At 73.0% G+C, this 17,820-nt stretch carries 14 protein-coding genes; 3 read left to right on the top strand and 11 right to left on the bottom strand.

What is annotated here, in order from left to right; genetic code table 11:
• Positions 1-55 precede the first annotated feature (55 nt).
• The 4 genes from ACZ53N_RS00255 to ACZ53N_RS00240 form a co-directional block, all read right to left on the bottom strand.
• Complete coding sequence (locus ACZ53N_RS00255; protein ID WP_469138748.1) at positions 56-2,029, bottom strand: ATP-dependent DNA helicase; 1,974 nt, start codon at positions 2,027-2,029, stop codon at positions 56-58.
• Between the two features lie 98 nt (positions 2,030-2,127).
• A complete protein-coding gene (locus tag ACZ53N_RS00250; RefSeq protein ID WP_469138747.1) occupies positions 2,128-2,823 on the bottom strand; it encodes a GNAT family N-acetyltransferase in 696 nt (231 codons plus the stop codon).
• Positions 2,824-3,047: 224 nt separating this feature from the next.
• A complete protein-coding gene (locus tag ACZ53N_RS00245) occupies positions 3,048-4,997 on the bottom strand; it encodes an IucA/IucC family protein (RefSeq protein ID WP_469138746.1) in 1,950 nt (649 codons plus the stop codon).
• A gap of 26 nt (positions 4,998-5,023) precedes the next feature.
• The gene (locus tag ACZ53N_RS00240) at positions 5,024-6,550 is read right to left on the bottom strand and encodes an aminotransferase class III-fold pyridoxal phosphate-dependent enzyme (protein WP_469138745.1); all 1,527 of its coding nucleotides are present in this window, start codon (positions 6,548-6,550) and stop codon (positions 5,024-5,026) included.
• Positions 6,551-6,827: 277 nt separating this feature from the next.
• Here ACZ53N_RS00240 and ACZ53N_RS00235 point away from each other — a divergent pair, with 277 nt between their 5' ends.
• Positions 6,828-8,030 carry a trypsin-like serine peptidase gene (locus tag ACZ53N_RS00235; RefSeq protein WP_469138744.1) on the top strand — a complete coding sequence of 401 codons (1,203 nt, stop codon included), beginning with the start codon at positions 6,828-6,830 and terminating at the stop codon, positions 8,028-8,030.
• A gap of 103 nt (positions 8,031-8,133) precedes the next feature.
• Here the strand turns inward: ACZ53N_RS00235 and hflX are convergent, their stop codons facing one another.
• From hflX to miaA, 6 genes are all read right to left on the bottom strand, one after another.
• Positions 8,134-9,621: a GTPase HflX gene (gene hflX / locus ACZ53N_RS00230; RefSeq protein ID WP_469138743.1), complete on the bottom strand. Its 1,488-nt coding sequence runs from the start codon at positions 9,619-9,621 to the stop codon at positions 8,134-8,136.
• A 137-nt stretch (positions 9,622-9,758) separates the two neighbouring features.
• Positions 9,759-11,237, bottom strand: coding sequence for a M1 family metallopeptidase (locus ACZ53N_RS00225; RefSeq protein WP_469138742.1), 1,479 nt, complete (start codon positions 11,235-11,237; stop codon positions 9,759-9,761).
• Between the two features lie 131 nt (positions 11,238-11,368).
• Positions 11,369-13,507 carry a RelA/SpoT family protein gene (locus ACZ53N_RS00220; protein WP_469138741.1) on the bottom strand — a complete coding sequence of 713 codons (2,139 nt, stop codon included), beginning with the start codon at positions 13,505-13,507 and terminating at the stop codon, positions 11,369-11,371.
• A 178-nt stretch (positions 13,508-13,685) separates the two neighbouring features.
• The gene (gene dapF, locus ACZ53N_RS00215) at positions 13,686-14,576 is read right to left on the bottom strand and encodes a diaminopimelate epimerase (protein ID WP_469138740.1); all 891 of its coding nucleotides are present in this window, start codon (positions 14,574-14,576) and stop codon (positions 13,686-13,688) included.
• Positions 14,577-14,659: 83 nt separating this feature from the next.
• Positions 14,660-15,109, bottom strand: a complete 450-nt coding sequence (locus ACZ53N_RS00210) for a hypothetical protein (protein WP_469139019.1) — start codon at positions 15,107-15,109, stop codon at positions 14,660-14,662.
• Between the two features lie 106 nt (positions 15,110-15,215).
• The gene (miaA, locus tag ACZ53N_RS00205; RefSeq protein ID WP_469138739.1) at positions 15,216-16,154 is read right to left on the bottom strand and encodes a tRNA (adenosine(37)-N6)-dimethylallyltransferase MiaA; all 939 of its coding nucleotides are present in this window, start codon (positions 16,152-16,154) and stop codon (positions 15,216-15,218) included.
• Positions 16,155-16,337: 183 nt separating this feature from the next.
• Here miaA and ACZ53N_RS00200 point away from each other — a divergent pair, with 183 nt between their 5' ends.
• Positions 16,338-16,571: a gliding motility protein gene (locus ACZ53N_RS00200; protein ID WP_362214208.1), complete on the top strand. Its 234-nt coding sequence runs from the start codon at positions 16,338-16,340 to the stop codon at positions 16,569-16,571.
• Positions 16,572-16,601: 30 nt separating this feature from the next.
• Entirely contained in the window at positions 16,602-16,847 is a 246-nt protein-coding gene (locus ACZ53N_RS00195) for an antitoxin (protein ID WP_469138738.1), read from the top strand.
• Between the two features lie 268 nt (positions 16,848-17,115).
• On the opposite strand, the gene ACZ53N_RS00190 is transcribed toward ACZ53N_RS00195, so the two are convergent.
• On the bottom strand, positions 17,116-17,820 hold the full coding sequence (locus ACZ53N_RS00190; RefSeq protein WP_469138737.1) for a class III extradiol dioxygenase subunit B-like domain-containing protein: 705 nt from the start codon (positions 17,818-17,820) through the stop codon (positions 17,116-17,118).

The following is a 17,820-nucleotide window of genomic DNA, read 5'->3' as shown; positions in this document are numbered from 1 at the left end:
GCGCCGGTTCCGGGGCCCTGCTGTGTGCGCTCGCGCCCCGACGTCTCGGCCGACGCTACTTCTCGCCCGCCTTCGCCGCGGCGTCGATGGCCGCCAGTGAGCGGCGCGCCTGGTTACGGTCCGTGGTGTACCAGAAGTCGGGCATCGTGGCGCGCAGGAAGCTGCCGTAGCGAGCCGTCGCCAGCCGCGGATCGAGCACCGCGACCACGCCACGATCACCCGACGCCCGTACGAGCCGGCCGGCCCCCTGTGCCATCAGCAGCGCCGCGTGCGTCGCCGCGACGGCCATGAAGCCATTGCCGCCCGCCTCCTCCACGGCCTTCTGCCGGGCGCTCATCAGCGGGTCGTCGGGGCGGGGGAAGGGCACCCGGTCCATGACGACGAGCTGGCAGTTCACCCCCGGCACATCGACGCCCTGCCACAGGGACAGCGTGCCGAACAGGCACGTACGGGCATCGGCGGCGAAGGTCCGGATCAGCTCTCCCAGCGTCTCCTCGCCCTGGAGCAGGATCGGCAGGTCGAGCCGGCCCCGCAGCGCCTCGGCCGCGGCCTGCGCGGCCCGCATGGAGGAGAACAGCCCGAGCGTCCGGCCGCCCGCGGCCTCCATCAGCTCGGCCAGCTCGTCCAGCATGTCGCTCCGGCTGCCTTCCCTGCCGGGCTGGGACAGGTGCTTGGCGACGTAGAGGATGCCCTGCTTGGGATAGTCGAACGGGGAGCCGACGTCCACGCCCTTCCACTGAGGGAGGTCGTCGCCCTCGATGCCCTCGGGGGCGAGGCCCAGGGAGGCACCGACGCCGTTGAAGTCGCCGCCGATCTTGAGCGTCGCCGAGGTCAGCACCACGGAACGCTCGCTGAAGAGCTTCTCGCGCAGCAGACCGGAGACCGACAGCGGCGCGACGCGCAGGGACGCGCCGAAGCGGTCGTGACGCTCGTACCAGACGACGTCGTACACGGACCCTTCCACGATGCGCTCGGCCACCGCGTGGACGCTCTCCACCGCCGCGAGGGCCTGCTTGCGGACCGCGTCCTCGTCCTGGACGGATCTGTCGCGGGTGTCACCGATCGCCGAGATCACCGTGCGGGAGGCGTCACGCAGCGCCATGAGTGCGTAGCCGAGGTCCTCCGGGATCTCCTCCAGTCGCCCGGGCAGAGCCAGCTCCATCAGCCGCTCGAAACTCTCGGCAGCGGTCTGCAGCGCGTCGGCGGCCTTCTCGTCGACGAGCTTGGCGGCCCGGCGCACGGCGCGGTTGACCTGGCCGGGAGTGAGCTCGCCGGTTGCCACGCCGGTGACCCGGGAGACCAGCTCATGGGCCTCGTCGACGATCAGCACCTCGTGGCCGGGGAGCACCGGGGCGCCCTCGATCGCGTCGATGGCGAGCAGGGCGTGGTTGGTGACCACGACATCGGCGAGCTTGGCGCGCTCGCGGGCCGCCTCGGCGAAGCACTCCGCGCCGTACGCGCACTTCGAGGCTCCGAGGCACTCGCGGGAGGTGACCGAGACCTGGGACCACGCGCGGTCCGAGACACCGGGCGTCAGATCGTCCCGGTCGCCGGTCTCGGTCTCGTCCGACCAGGCGCGCAGCCGCAGCAGGTCCTTGCCGAGCTTGCTGGAGGGCGCCGCCGCCTCGAAGGGGTCAAAAAGCCCCTCCTCCTCTTCCTGCGGCACCCCCTCGTGGAGCCGGTGCAGGCACAGGTAATTCGACCGGCCCTTGAGCATGGCGAACTGCGGACGGCGGCGCAGCAGCGGGTGCAGGGCGTCGACGGTCCGCGGAAGATCACGCTCGACGAGCTGACGTTGGAGCGCGAGCGTCGCGGTCGCGACGACGACCCGCTCGCCGTGGGCGAGGGCAGGCACCAGATAGCCCAGGGACTTTCCGGTGCCGGTGCCGGCCTGCACGAGCAGATGGGCGTTGTCGTCGATGGCTTCCGCGATGGCTTCGGCCATGGTGACCTGGCCGGGGCGCTCACTGCCTCCGACGGCGGTGACGGCGGCGTGCAGCAGGTCGGTGAGGGAGGAGGAGGCAGTCATAGCTCTTCCAGCCTAAGGGGCGGCACTGACATCGCCGTCCTCACGGAGTGCGGAAGGGAGGGGAACCCCACACGGCACGGCACGACCCGGCGCCCGGTTCACAGGACGTCGCGCAGGGAGCGGTCGCGGATCATCAGGGCCACGCGCTTGTCGGGCAGGTCGACTTCACCGGTCAGCCGGAAGCCCGCGCCGAGGAAGGCGGCGGCGCAGGGGGTGTTGCGGAGGTCGGGCTCGGCGACGACCCGGCCGCAGGACGGCCGGTGGTCCAGGACCAGGTCGGCGACGGTGCGCAGCAGGGTGGTGCCGAGGCCCCGGCCCCGGTCGGAGACCTTGCCGATGAGCAGATGCAGCCCCGTGTCATGCGGCCGGGCCGGGTAATAGCGGGCGAGGGGATCGAGGTCGGCGCGGTAGACCTCCCAGTAGCTCATGGGCACCCCGTCGAGCACGCCGAGGCAGGGCACGCTGCGTCCGTCGCCGTCGAGCTGGGCGCGGAGGTGGTCCGCGCTCGCGCTGTCGGGCCCGGCCAAGCCCCAGAAGGCCGCGACGGCCGGGTCGTTCATCCAACGGGCGACGAGTCGCAGGTCGCGCTCGATCCGGACCGGTACGAGCTGGAAGGCGCCGACGGGGGTGTCGACCGGGCCCCAGCCGGCGAGGCCGTCCAGCAGGTCGGGGGCACGGGAGGCGGGCGCCTCGGGGCGGTCGTAGGCGATGAGTTCGACCAGTTCGTCGGAAAGACGCAGGTCGAGGGTGTCGGGGCCCGGGTCCGCGTCGGTGTCGGCGTCAATGGGTGGCACAGCGTCGCACTCCTCCTGGATGCCCCCGTGGATAGGACCCCCCTGAGCCCCGTCAATCCCCTGGGTCTCATGAACCCCATGGCCCTCATGACCCCCATGGCCCTCATAGATCTCGGTAGCCCCACTGTCCTCCGGGCTCCCGGTGCCCTCGGAGATCCTCCGTATCTCGACCGCCGAGGAGGCCCGCTGAGCCCCGTTCACCCCCGGGCCGGGGCGCTCGCCGCTCATCCGGCGGAGGTGACAAGGGGGTTGGTGAAGTTGACGTAGACCGATTGCGTGTCGACCGGGCCGACGAGTTCGTCGAGCCCGTGCAGCCTGGTCAGCAGGTTCGCCTTGCAGCTGAGGGTGGGGGCCTCGAGCAGATGGGCCGCCAGGGGGGAGGGGTGAAGGGCGCGGCCCTCGCCCGTCGTCCTGGCGGCCTCCTTGAGGAAGCGGCGGAGCGCTGCCAGGAGGATCCGCTCGTCGGCCAGGCGCTGTGCGCCGAACGCGCCGATCAGACCCAGGATGTTGTTGATGCCGAGGTAGTAGGCGAACCGTTCGTCGGCGATGCCGTCGTCCACGAAGGTCTCGCTCTCCGCACCGATCCCGGGGAGCCGGCGCTCGAGCGCGGGACGGTGGGACTCCCGGAAGTAGTAGCCCTGGTTGTCGCGGAATCGCCCGCCGACCGGCCAGCCGTCCCGGTCCAGCAGGACAAGGGTGTTCTGCTGATGCGCCTCCAGGGCGATGCCCGCCTCGCTGTCCAACCAGAGCACGGGCCGTACGACCGCCTCCAGATAGCGCAGGAACCACTCGGCGGAGACCGCCCCGGCGGGCCGGCCGGTGCGCAGGGTGAGCCCCGCGACGATCTCGGCGAGCCGGGAGCCCATGGCCAATCGCCCGTCCTGCCCGGCGCGGTCCGGCCAGGGGCGCGGGGAGAGGAGGCCGGCCAGGCACACGGCGTCGTCGCCGGGGCCGAAGGGGTTGTGCCGGATGACGGCGTCGAGGCCGGGCAGCGGTGTGCCGTCGGGCGCGTCGACCGCGAGCCAGGCCGGGTCGCGGACGATGTCGAAGCCGAGGCCGCCCGGGCAGGCCGCCCGCCATCGCTCGGCGAGGCCGCTGCGCAGCAGGCGGTGCACCTCGACCCCGCGGTGCAGTTCCTTGCGGAGGTTTTCACGACGGCTGTTGGTGATGCGCACCCCGAGGGAGAGCTTCAGCATCGCGAGCGCACCGGAGCGGTAGACCGTCCGTACGGAGGAGGTCGGGGACCAGGGCTCGCCGCAAGGGCCGAGGTCGTGGAGCAGCCCGGCGTCGAACAGCCGGGCCACATCGGGACGGTTGCGGAGGTCGTGTGCCTGCCAGGGGTGCAGCGGCAGGGGCGCTGTGTCCGTGGGGAGCCGCAGGCGGGGACCGGCGAGCCGGGTGGCCAGCGCGGCGGCCTCCACGGCCCGGCCGCGCTCGGTCCACGCGGAGTCGGTGGCCAGCACGGAGCGGTGGACGGCCAGCCAGTGCAGGGGGAAGGCTCCCCGCGTCTCCGGGGAGTAGAGCGGCGATTCGGCGTCGGAGAAGCCTTCGCGGCTCTTGGGCGCGGGGTGCAGGGGGTGCCCGAGGACGAGGGCCTGCTCGCCGTAGAGGAAGAGGTCTCCTCCGTCCGGGTCGGCGGGCCGGGCGCGCCGGTCCGCGAGGAACGCGGCGGTGCGGCGTGCGGAGTCGGCGACCCGTCCGACGAGATCGCCGCTGTCCCCGGTGGACGGCCCGCCCTCGCGCGCGGCACGGTAGGCGACCTCGCGGCCGAGGAGGGCGGCGAGCGTGACGGCGTCGACGGGCGGGGCGTCGGCGGGGGCGTCCGCCGACACGGGCGGCCCGAAGCGGTGCCAGCCGGTGGCGGACCAGTGGACGACGGGCACGAGGAGGGTGGTACCGCTCGCGGGGAGCGACAGGTGCAGGGTGGGACCGTCGGGGCGGGTGGCGTCGGTCTCGCGCACCCAGCAGCGGAGCAGGTTCTCCACGGTGGCGGCGTCACCGGCGACCCGCGGGTCGGGGTGCTCCAGCGGGTCGGCTTCGGCGTGGCGGCCGGGGTCCGGGATGACGCCGGGGCGGCCGCTCTGGTGCGGCACCGCCGGGGCGGCTTCCTGTGGCGGGCCGGCTTCGCGGCCCTGACCGACGGGGGACGCATCGGTGTCCGGGGATGCGTTCATGCGCTGTGCGGCGTGCACCTCGGCGGTCAGGCCGGGAATGCGGCGCCTGCCTCCTTCGGCGTGCTGAGGTGGTTCGACGGGCTGGTGTGCGAGCTGGTGCCGGGGGGAGGTGGCGCGCCCGGCGTCGTCGCGCCGGGGCTGCCCGGCGCACCGACGTTCCTCGACGTGTCGCGCGGCTTACGGGCGCCCGGTCGCTCCAGGGGGCCGGGGAGCCGCTGGTGCGCGCCGTGCGAGACGGCCGCGAGGGCGTCGGCGAACCGGTCGAGAACCGCCTCCGCCTGCTCGTCCGTGATGGTCAGGGGTGGCAGCAGCCGGATCACGCTCGCATACCGGTCGACCGGCCCGACGATCAGGCCGCGCCGCAGGCACTCCCGTCGCACCGCGGCGGCCGCTGCGGGCGCGGCCGGGAGCGGCGGGCGGCTGCCTCCATCGGCCGGGCGGGGCGCCTCGGGGTCGACGAACTCCACACCGATCATCAGTCCGCGCCCGCGTACCTCCCCGATGTGGTCGCACTCCGCCGCCATCACCCTCAGCCCGGCCAGCATCCGCTCGCCCAGCTCCGCGGCACGCTCGGGGAGACGGTTCTCCCGGACGTACTTCAGCGTCGCGGCGCCCGCCGCCATGGCGAGCTGGTTGCCCCGGAAGGTCTCCGCGCACTCGCCGGTCGGCCCGGCGTCCAGCCCGTCGCGGTGGACGATGGCGGCGAGCGGGAGGCTGCCGCCGATGGCGTCGGAAAGGACCATGACGTCAGGGACGACGCCGCTGTGCTCGACGGCCCAGAACGCGCCGGTCCGGCCCACCCCGGTGTGCGTCTCGTCGGCGATCAGCGCGATGCCGTGCGCCGCGGTCAACTCCCGCATCCGGCGCAGCCATCCGTCCGGTGCGGGGACCACCCCGCCCTCGCCCAGGACGGGTTCGACGAGCATCGCCGCCGGGCCGTCCGCCCGGCTCCCGCGGTGCTCCAGCAGGCTCTCGGCCCGGTCGGCCGCCAGCCGGGCACCCTCGGTGCCGCCGACGCCGAACGGGCAGCGGTAGTCCTGCGGGTAGGGCAGCCGGATCACGCTCCCGCCCGGCGCGGCCGCGGCGATCTTGTCGTGGGCGCCGGCGAAGGCGAGCAGCCCGGTGCGCCCGGTGGCCTTCCGTACGAGCCCCAGCGCGGTCCGCACGGCGTCGGTGCCGGCCGGGCCGCAGAAGCGGATCCGCGCCGAGTCGGCCCACGCGCGGGGCAGCGTGGCGGACAGCTCTTCGGTGAAGGCGTCCCGCACCGGCGTGGCCAGGTCCATGACGTGCAGCGGCGCACCGGAGTCAAGGACGGAACGGATGGCTTCGAGCACGACCGGGTGGTTGTGCCCGAGGGCCAGCGAGCCCGCCCCGGAGAGGCAGTCCAGATAGCGACGGCCGTCGGCGCCCTCGACGGTCAGCCCACGGGCGCGCACCGGCACGACGGGCAGCGAGCGGGGGTAGGTGCGGGCCGCGGAGTCACGGCTCGGCTGCCGCCGGGGGACCTCGTCGCGCGCCGACGGCCCCACGGGCGGTAGCTGGGTCAAGGCCACGGCTCTGGGTCCTCCTGCTGAACGCTGGTCGGCTGTCCCCCGTACGTACCAACGACGCCGCGGGCCACGGAACACGGCCCAGAGCCAAGATCCTTCACGGCGGAACCAGGGACCCGCGATCATCCGTCTCCCACCACACCGGGCATAGTGTGGGGCCGCGCCCCGTCGCTGGGACGGTGCATGACAAGTCCATCAGTGCCGTGCCACCGGACGCATCGGCGCGCGACCGACGAGCGCTTTTCTGACAAGCAGAGATCAACCAGGGGGAGTCCACTCCATGTCACCCATACGCCGGCCGGCCTTGGCGGCCGCCGCTCTCACCGCCGCTCTGGCGCTGACCGCCACCGCCTGCGGGCCGTCCGACGACAAGGCCGCGGGCGGCGACACCAAGCCGAGTGCGACCGCGAGCCAGGCGAGCGACGACCTCCCCAGTCTGCCCAAGGGCATCCCCACGCAGGACCTGGAGAAGTGGAAGCAGAAGTGGAAGGAGGGGGCCTGGAAGAACTGGGACAAGGACCAGTGGATGCGTGAGGCCCGCGACTTCATCAACCCAATGATCAAGGAACACTGGAAGCCCGGCAACATGAAGGACGCCCGGGCCGGCGACAAGACGCTCGCGACGCAGGGCGCTCCGGGCACGGTCCCGGGTTCGGGCAGCAGCGACCAGGGCGTCACCGACCCGGAGCCGAGGCCCGTCTCCGCGAAGGCCGTCAAACTTCCCTACCGCCAGAACGCGGCCCCGGTCGGCAAGGTGTTCTTCGACGGCCCGCAGGGGCACATGGTCTGCTCCGCGACCGTCGTCAAGGACCCGGCCCACCCGGGCAAGTCCAACATGGTGTGGACCGCGGGTCACTGCGTGCACGCGGGGCAGAAGGGCGGCTGGTACCGCAACATCGCCTTCGTCCCCTCGTACAACGACAAGGGACTGCCCGCCTCGCAGGTCAACAGCGCGCCGATGCAGGACGTCGCCCCGTACGGCGTGTGGTGGGCGAACTGGGCGCAGACGTCCTCGCAGTGGATCGCGCAGGGCGCGGAGAGCGGCGGCGCGGGTGCGCCTTATGACTTCGCCGTGCTGCACGTCAAGCAGGAGACCCCCACGGGCAAGTCCCTGGAGGAGACGGTCGGCAACGCCCTCCCCGTGGACTTCAGCACTCCGCAGGTGAAGTCCATCCAGTCCATGGGCGCCTGGGGCTACCCGGCCGCGGCGCCGTTCGACGGTCAGAAGATGTACGACTGCATCGACCGGCCCGGCCGCCTCACCCTGCAGCCCGCGCAGCCGACGATGTACCGCATCGGCTGCACCATGACCGGTGGTTCGTCCGGCGGCGGCTGGTTCGCCAAGGGCGCCGACGGCAAGCTGGCGCTCGTCTCCAACACCTCGATCGGCCCGGCCGGCAACACCTGGCTGGCGGGTCCGCGCCTGGGCCCGGAGGCGAAGGGCGTCTACGACGCGCTCAGCCGGAAGTTCGCCAACCAGTAGTCGCGGCACCGCCGACCAGGAGTCCGCGACACCGCAGCGCGAAGGCCCGCCCCCGACACCGTCGGGGGCGGGCCTTCGTTTCCGCCTGCGGGAGCGCCGCGCGTCAGCCGCGCGCGGCCGGTACGAACCGCTGGAGTTCGGCGGCGAGTTCCTCGTGCACGCGCGCCTTGAGCAGGGTGCCCTCCGGGGTGTGCTCCTCGGAGATCACCTCGCCGTCGGCGTGCGCCCGCGCGACCAGGCCGCCGTGCGTGTAGGGCACGAGCGCCTCGATCTCGACGGCGGGCCGCGGCAGCTCGACATCGATCAGCGCGAGCAGCTCCTCGATGCCCTCGCCGGTCCGCGCGGACACGGCGATCGAGTGCTTCTCGATCCGCAGCAGCCGCTGGAGGACCAGCGGATCGGCGGCGTCCGCCTTGTTGATCACCACGATCTCGGGCACGTCGACCGCGCCCACCTCGCGGATCACCTCGCGCACGGCGGCCAGCTGCTCCTCCGGCGCCGGGTGCGCGCCGTCCACCACGTGCAGGATCAGGTCGGAGTCGCCGACCTCCTCCATGGTGGAGCGGAACGCCTCGACGAGGTGGTGCGGCAGGTGCCGGACGAACCCGACGGTGTCGGCGAGGGTGTAGAGCCGCCCGCTGGGCGTCTCGGCCCGGCGCACGGTCGGGTCCAGGGTGGCGAACAGGGCGTTCTCCACCAGGACACCCGCACCGGTGAGCCGGTTGAGCAGCGAGGACTTGCCCGCGTTGGTGTATCCGGCGATGGCGACCGAGGGGACCTTGTTGCGCCGGCGTTCCTGGCGCTTGATGTCCCGGCCGGTCTTCATCTCCGCGATCTCCCGGCGCATCTTCGCCATCTTCTCGCGGATGCGACGCCGGTCGGTCTCGATCTTGGTCTCACCGGGGCCACGGGTGGCCATGCCGCCACCGCCGCCGCCACCCATCTGCCGGGACAGCGAGGCACCCCAGCCGCGCAGGCGCGGGAGCATGTACTGCATCTGCGCGAGAGCGACCTGCGCCTTGCCCTCCCGGGACTTGGCGTGCTGGGCGAAGATGTCCAGGATGAGGGCGGTCCGGTCGACCACCTTCACCTTGACGACGTCTTCGAGGGCGATGAGCTGGCCGGGGCTGAGCTCGCCGTCACAGACGACGGTGTCGGCGCCGCTCTCCAGGACGATGTCACGCAGCTCCCGCGCCTTGCCGGAACCGATGAAGGTGGCCGGGTCCGGCTTGTCGCGGCGCTGGACGACACCGTCGAGGACGAGGGCGCCCGCGGTCTCCGCGAGCGCGGCCAGCTCGGCGAGGGAGTTGTCCGCGTCCTGGGCCGTGCCGGACGTCCAGACGCCGACCAGCACCACGCGCTCCAGGCGCAGCTGCCGGTACTCGACCTCGGTGACGTCTTCCAGCTCGGTGGAGAGACCCGCCACCCGGCGCAGTGCCGCGCGCTCGGAGCGGTCGTACTGATCGCCGTCGCGCTCCCCGTCGATCTCTTGGCTCCAGGCGACGTCCTCTTCCATCAGGGCGTCGGCCCGAAGGCTCTCCGGGAGGCTCTGCCGGTCCTGGTCCTGCGGAAGGGAAGAAGAGGAGGTCATTTGATCCTTTGCATCGTTGGTAGGTGCGGGCCCCGAGGTGTGGGGCCGCACCGTCGACAACGCCTGCGGGGCCCCGGAGATTCCCGGGGCCGGCCGCCTCGCCGACCCGTTGATGGTCCCATGCCGCCGCCGGGGCGTCACTCGGGTTTCTTGGCGGTCTTCCAGGTGGGGTGGCCCGGCATGGGCGGCGTCCTGGCCTCGTACAGCCAGGCGTGCAGGAACGGCTTCAGGTCCTGGCCGGAGATCTTGGAGGCGAGGGCGATGAAGTCGGCGGTGGTCGCGGTGGCGTCCCGATGGCCGGTGACCCACGCCCGCTCCAGGCGGTCGAAGGCGGGCGCGCCGATCTTCTGCCGGAGGGCGTAGAGCACGAGGGCGGAACCGTCGTAGACGACGGGCCGGAAGATGCTGATCTTCTTGCCAGGGGCCGGGGCCTTGATCGCGGCGGGCGGGCCGCCGTCGGCGCGCCAGGCGTCGGACTGCTCGTAGGCCAGGCGCATGCGGTCGACGAGGGGCTTGTCGGACTTCTCCTGGGCGTACAGCGCCTCGTACCAGGTGGCGTGGCCCTCGTTCAGCCACAGGTCGGACCAGGTGCGGGGGCTGACGCTGTTGCCGAACCACTGGTGTGCCAGCTCGTGCACCATGACCGCGTCGACGTACCAGGCGGGGAACGCGGCGTTGGTGAACAGCCCGCGCTCGAAGAGGGAGAGGGTCTGCGTCTCCAGCTCGAATCCGGTCGACGCGTCGGCGATCAGCACCCCGTAGTTCTCGAAGGGGTACCTGCCGACCTTCTTCTCCATCCAGGCGAGGTGGCCAGGGGTCCTCGCCGTCCACTTCTGCAGCTGCTTCCGGTCGGCGGCGGGCACCACGTCCCGGACGGGCAGGCCGTGCGGGCCGGTGCGGGTCAGCACGGCGGAGCGGCCGATGGAGACCTGGGCGAGCTCGGTGGCCATGGGGTGGCCGGTCCGGTAGCTCCAGGAGGTGACCGCTCCCCTGGCTCTGCGCCCGGCGGGCAGCCCGTTGGCGACCACCGTCAGGTCCTTGGGAGCGGTGACGTGGAAGGTGAAGCGGGCCTTGTCCGAGGGGTGGTCGCTGCCGGGGAACACCCGGTGTCCGGCGTCGGCCTGGTTGGCCATGACCAGCCCGTCCCCGGTGCGGACCCAGCCGCCGTCCCCACTGGCGCGCGGGTCACTGGTGTGGCGGACGGTGACGGTGAAGCCCCCGCCGCGCGGCAGGGCGACCCGTGGGGTGACGACCAGGTCTTCCTTGACGGTCTCGAAGCGGGCCTGCAGGCCGTTGACCTCGACCGAGCCGACCGTGCCGTGGGTGAAGTCCAGGTTGAGGCTGTCCAGGTCGGCGGTGGCCTCGGCCTCGATGACCGTGACGGCGTCGAGCGGCTTGTCGTTGCCGTGGTAGGTGAAGCTGATGTCGTAGGCGGCGATGTCGAAGCCGGGGTTGCCGAGGTCCGGGAAGAGCCGGTCGCCGATACCCCGCGCGGTGGGGGACGGCGGCGGGGCGGCTGCCCCGAGGAGAAGGGCCGCGACGGCGGCGGTCAGGGCGGCGCGGCGGCGTACGGACCGCCGGGGCTTCGGGGGACGTGCCCCGGGTGTGTGCGGCATGCGTCCACCGCTATCAGCGCGCGGGTCGACCCGAGTGGCGCCACGACACTTTCCCACCCGTACGAGCGGCCCGAAGGGCCGTACGGAGTGCCACCCCGCCGGAGCGCCTCCCGCTCGGCCCGGCCGGCTCGTCACAGGGGCGCGGCCGCCACCGGCCGGCCGGCCCGCTCGACGTCGTAGACGCCCGGGACCCGCCGCATCGCGCGCATCAGCTCGGGCAGCCGCGCGGCGTCGGACAGCTGGAGCGTGTACGTATGGCGCACGCGCTGCTCGTGGGGCGGCTCGACGGCGGCCGAGACCACCGCCGCGCCCTCGGCTGCGATGGCCTCGGTCAGATCGGCGAGCAGATGCGGCCTGCTGAAGGACTCGGCGCGCAGGGTGACGCGGTAGTCGCGGGCGTCCGCGCCGTCCGTGGCCCGCCACCGCACACCGACCGGGTCGCGTCCGGAGGTGACCATGCGGTCCACCGCGGGGCACTGGGCGCGGTGCACGGTCACGGTGCCGCCGCGCACGGTGAAGCCGGTGACCTCGTCGGGCGGCACGGGCGTGCAGCAGCCGGCGAGCCGCACGTTCACGGCCGGCAGATCGGCCTTCTCCGCGACGACGACGGGTCCCGCGGGGGCCGGGCCGGTGGCCTTGGCGGCGGGCCGGGGCGGGCCCGGGGCGGGCGGCGCGGGCGAGGCCCTGGGCGGCGCACCGGGTTCGGGCGTCGGGTGGGTGGCCAGCCAGCGGCCGATGGCGATCCGCGCGGCCGGTGTGCGGGCGTGCTCCAGCCACTCCGGGGACGGCCCGGAGACGGTGTCGGGGGACATCAGCAGTTGGAGCGTGTCGCCGTCACGCAGGACCGTGCTGAGTGTTGCCAGCCTGCCGTTGACGCGGGCGCCTATACAGCCGTGCGCGCCGTCGCCGTGCTGGGCGTAGGCCGCGTCGACACAGCTCGCGCCCGCCGGGAGGCCGATCGTGCCGCCGTCGGCGCGGAAGACGGTGACCTCCCGGTCCTGGGCCAGCTCGTCGCGGAGCGAGGTCCAGAAGGTGTCGGGGTCGGGTGTGGCGCGCTGCCACTCCAGGAGCCGGGAGAGCCAGCCGGGGCGGGTGGGGTCGACGCGCTCGCCGTCCGGGGCGTCGGGCGTCTCCGGACCGGCGTAGGGATTGCCGAGGGCGATCACACCGGCCTCGGCGACCCGGTGCATCTGGTGGGTGCGGATGAGGACTTCGGCGGCCTGGCCGTCCTCGCCCGCGACGGCGGTGTGCAGTGACTGGTAGAGGTTGAACTTGGGTACGGCGATGAAGTCCTTGAACTCCGAGATGAACGGCGTGAAGCACGTGTGCAGCTCGCCCAGGACCGCGTAGCAGTCCGCGTCCTCGGTGACGAGGACGAGCAACCGGCCCAGATCCGAGCCGGACGGCTCGCCGCGCTTGAGCCGGACCCGGTGCACGGAGACGAAGTGCCGGGGCCGGACGAGGACTTCGGCGGTGATGCCCGCTTCCCGCAGCACCGAGCGCACCCGGGCGGCGGTCGCCTGCAGGGGGTCGGTACGGGTGGCGTGCGCGAGGACGAGGTCGCGGGTGCGGGCGTACTCCTCGGGGTGGAGGATCGCGAAGACCAGGTCCTCCAGCTCGGTCTTGAGGGCCTGCACGCCCAGCCGCTCGGCCAGCGGGATCAGCACATCGCGGGTGACCTTGGCGATGCGGACCTGTTTCTCGGGGCGCATCACGCCGAGGGTGCGCATGTTGTGCAGCCGGTCGGCGAGCTTGATGGACATCACACGGACGTCGTTGCCGGTGGCCACGAGCATCTTTCGGAAGGTCTCGGGCTCGGCCGCGGCGCCGTAGTCGACCTTCTCCAGCTTGGTGACGCCGTCGACGAGGAAGCGGACCTCCTCGCCGAACTGCTCCCGCACCTGATCGAGGGTCACCTCGGTGTCCTCGACGGTGTCGTGGAGGAGGGAGGCCGTCAACGTCGTGGTCTCGGCGCCCAGTTCGGCGAGGATCAGGGTGACGGCGAGGGGGTGCGTGATGTACGGCTCGCCGCTCTTGCGCGTCTGGCCGCGGTGGGAGGACTCCGCGAGCACGTAGGCGCGGCGCAGGATGTCGAGGTCCGCGCCGGGGTGGTGCGCGCGATGGACCTTGGCGACGTGGTCGATCGCGTCGGGGAGGCGCCCCCGCGCTCCGGAACCGCCCAGCGCCGCGCGCCCCAGCCGTCTCAGGTCGAGTCGGGGGCGGCCGCGCCAGCGGCCGAGAGCACCTTCATTCGTGGCGTCTGCGCTCATGGGCACCTCCGGCGGCATCGACCGGCGGTCGGCTCACGCCTCCAGACCGGTGCTTGATGCTACCGAGCCCATCACGCACCGCTCACCCGCTCTCGCCCAGAGTGAAACGGATCACCCATTCGAGCGAGCCCGCGTCCGAAAGCCCCCGCGTACGGGCAGGGGGTGCGCGGCGGGGCGCTCAGCCGAGGACCGTGTCCAGCCAGGACGGGTCGAGCACGCCCTCCGCGACGATCACGGCGGGGCCGGTCATCTCGACCGTGCCGTCGGGGCTCTCACTGATCACCAGGCGGCCGCCGGGGATGTCGACGGTGTAGGTGACGGGGTGGCCGAGGAGGGCGGGGTCGGCACCGTCGCGGCGGGCGGTGGCCACCATCACGGCGCAGGCGCCGGTGCCGCAGGAGCGGGTCTCGCCGGAGCCGCGCTCGTGGACGCGCATCGCGACGTGGTGCGGGCCGCGGTCGACGACGAACTCGACGTTGGTGCCGTCCGGGTACGCGGAGGCGGGGCTGACGGCGGGGGCCGTGAACAGATTCCCGGCGTCGGCGAGGTCGTCGACGAAGGAGACGGCGTGCGGATTGCCCATGTTGACGTTACGGGCGGGCCATTCGTGCTCCCCCACGGTGACCGTGATCCCGCCGTCCGGGAGCACCGCACGGCCCATGGCGACGGTGACGTCCCCGGGCGTGCCGTCGGGGCCGTCCTTGGCGATGTGGGCGCGGCGGATGCCCGCCCGGGTGGCGATCGCGAGGTCGCCCTCCTCGACGAGACCGGCCCGCTGGAGGTAGCGCGCGAAGACGCGGACGCCGTTGCCGCACATCTCGGCGACGCTGCCGTCGCCGTTGCGGTAGTCCATGAACCACTCGGCCTCGTCGGCCATCGCGCGGGCCTCCGGGTGCGCCGCGGACCGTACGACCCGCAGCACGCCGTCCGCGCCGATACCGGCCCGGCGGTCGCACAGCCGGGCGACGGCGGCCGGGGACAGCTCGAGCCGACCGTCGTGGTCGGGGATGATCACGAAGTCGTTCTCGGTGCCGTGGCCCTTGAGGAAGGCGATCTGCGCTGTGCTCACGATTCGATGGTACGGGGAACCGGGGACAGCGCCCGCGACCAGGGGTGACCCCACAGGGGGCACGGGGGCAGGCGGCCCCCGCGCTACCTCAGGCGCGCCACGCGCCAGACGGCGAGGACGACCAGGAGGGCGACCACGGCCGTGTAGAGGGCTACGTACCGCCAGTCCGGGCGGCGCCCGGAGCCCCGCTGCGGCAGGCCGGGCCAGGTGTAGCCCACCCGGCGGGCCGCCATCACGCCCCAGCCCGCGGCGCAGCAGCTGATGAGCAGGCCGAGCATGGCGACGACGGGTCCGCCGTCGCCGAATTCGAAGGCGAGCGGGAAGGCGAACATCAGCGAGCCGATAGCCGCGAGCATGACAATCGGTGCGAGCTGCCAGACGCGCAGCCTCCGCTGCGGGCGCAGCTCCCGGAAGGACGCGGGTGCGGCACTGTCGGGTGCGGTGCCCTCGGTGTCCTCGGGGCCGTCCGGAGTCAGCGCCTCCGGCTCACCGGGCGGCGGCTGCTGCGGTCTGTCGCGAGGACCGGCCTCCATCGCCACGCGCCCTCCCAACTCGGACTTCACGGCTCGATCGAGCTCGATGATGGCACGCTCGCACGGTCACGAACGGCGTGCGGAGCGTCCCGATGCCATCACGTGATCAGGCTGTGACCGCCCGTTCGACCAACCCCAGCGCTTGCCCGGTGAGTTCCGCCCGCCGGTCGGCCGCGCCGCTGAGCCAGTGCACGCGCGCGTCCCGTCGGAACCAGGAGTCCTGGCGCCGGGCGAACCGCTTGGTGGCGCGGACGGTCTCGGTCCGCGCCTCCTCCTCGGTGCACTCCCCCGCCAGGAAGGCGAGCACCTGTTGATAGCCGAGCGCGCGGGGCGCCGTGAGCCCCTCGCGCAGTCCCTCGCGTTCCAGCGCGCGCACCTCGTCGACGAGCCCGGCCTCCCACATGCGGTCCACGCGCACGGTGATCCGCTCGTCCAGCTCGGGGCGCTCGACGTCGACGCCGATCTGGAGGGCGTCGTACACGGGCTTCTCACCGGGCAGGTTGGCGGTGAAGGGTTTGCCGGTGAGTTCGATGACCTCCAGGGCGCGCACGATGCGCCGGCCGTTGCCGGGCAGGATCGCCCGGGCGGCGGCGGGATCGGCGGCGGCGAGCCTGGTGTGCAGGGCGCCGGGGCCCAGCTCCGTCAGCTCCGCCTCCAGCCGGGCGCGTACTGCGGGGTCCGTGCCGGGGAAGTCGAGGGCGTCGATGGTGCCCTTGATGTAGAGCCCGGAGCCGCCGACGAGCACCGGGGTGCGGCCCTCGGCGAGCAGCCGGTCGATCTCGGCGCGGGCCAGCCGCTGGTATTCGGCGACGCTCGCGGCCTGGCGCACGTCCCAGATGTCGAGCAGGTGGTGCGGGACCCCCTGGCGTTCCTCCATCGTCAGCTTGGCGGTGCCGATGTCCATGCCGCGGTAGAGCTGCATGGAGTCGGCGTTGACGACTTCGCCGCCCAGGTGCTGGGCGAGGGCGACGCCGAGATCGGACTTGCCGGCGGCCGTGGGTCCGACGACGGCGATGACCCGCGGTGCGGGAACTGCGTTTTTCACTGCACCAGTCTCGCAAACCTTGGGCTCGCCCCTCGAACGAGCGACGTGACGCGACGCGGCCGGGTTCGTTGCCTGTTGCGAGGTTCCGACGGCCGGTTCACGGGTCGGTGCCCGGAAGCGGCGCAATGGGACGCTCCGGGCGACGCGGGATTTCGCTCACACCAGTAAGGTAATGGAGTAGATATGGGCGTGTTTTCAAGGTTTCGCCGTAAGGCGTCCGAAGCGTCAACCGAAGAGGCCGCGACTGCCACTCTGACGGCGGAATCGACCGACGCCGAGGAGACGGCCGAGGCGAAGGCGGAGGAGTCCGCCGAGGCCGGCGCGGAGGACGAGGCAGCCGAGGGAGTCGAGATCCCCAAGCAGCAGTCCGCGGAGAAGGCTGCCGACAGCGAGGCCGGTGAGGGCGCCCGTAAGTAGCGTATCGACGAGGAATATCAGGGAGTGCTCGTGAGCCTGTTCGACAACCTCATAGCCAAGCTCGGCCCGGTGAAGGGCAAGGTCGGTGATCTCGCGCAGCAGCACGGGGACAAGATCGGGCTTGGGCTGGAGAAGGCCGCGCAGGTGGTCGACTCGCAGACCAAGGGCAAGTACAGCAGCCAGATCCGGACCGGCACGGCCAAGGCGAAGGACGCCCTCGGCCGGCTCTCCGAGAAGGACGCCAAGGGCGGCGGTACGGGCTCGTCGGCCTCCTGACACCTCGTCGGCGACCGGCCGCGGAGCGTCTCGCTCCGCGGCCGTCGCCGTGTATGTACGGTGCGCCGCGCCTGGCCGGCGGTTCTTCGACTGCGGGCCGGCCCGTGCCGCCTGCGGCGGCAGGCGCCCTGCGGGCGCGTCCTCAATCGCCGGACGGGCTTGATTTCGCTGGGCCCGGCCGAAATCAGCCCCAGGGCGGCCTGATGGGGACTACCGCCGCGCAGCGGTGGTGCACACGCCACGGGCGCAGGCGGCTTGAGACGGAGGCTTAGGTCCAGGTCGCCACGAAGTACCCCACGCCGTAGGGCGCGTCGTCGTAGAGCAGTTCTCCGGTCAGTCCGGCTCCCTCGGCCGCGCCCGCGAGTACCTGCCAGGGGGCACGGCCGACGGCCTTCAGTTCCCGGGCCGGTTCCGGGGCGAGCGCGGCCAGTGCCGTGGTGTCGGCGGTTCCGAGCGCGCGGGCCGCGCCCGCGTCGAACGCGGCGGCCCGTTCGTCGAGATAGCCCGGCGCCTTGAGGGTGCGGCAGGCACTGCCGTCGCCCATCGCCAGGACCACCACCCGCTCGGCCCCCGCGGCCAGCTCGCGGCCGGTCTCCAGGCATCGCGCGGTGTCCAGCGCTTCGTCCACGCCCAGGCCCTCGACCGGCGCGGTGGACCAGCTCGTACGTCCCAGCAGCCAGGCGGCCACGGCGAGGGACTGCGGCAGCTCCCGCTCCCCCGCGGGCTCGCCCCGGCCGAGCCGTACGTCGACGTCGACGCCGAAGCCGCGGAACGATCCCGCCGCGCCCTGCGGGTGCGGGCCGGGGACCGCGGCGGGGCCGATGACAACGAGCCGGTCGGGGCGGGCGGCGGCGAGTACGGCCACGGCGTCCAGACACGCGGCCCGCAAGGCGTCCAGTTCGAGTGCGGCCCCGGCGGCGACCTCCGGGACGAGCAGCGGCGGACAGGGGCAGACGGCGGCGGCGACAAGCAT

The organism is Streptomyces sp. NPDC033229 (assembly GCF_055576875.1).
Note: the sequence above shows the minus strand (reverse complement) of the source record. Positions and strands in the feature narration are given on the sequence as shown.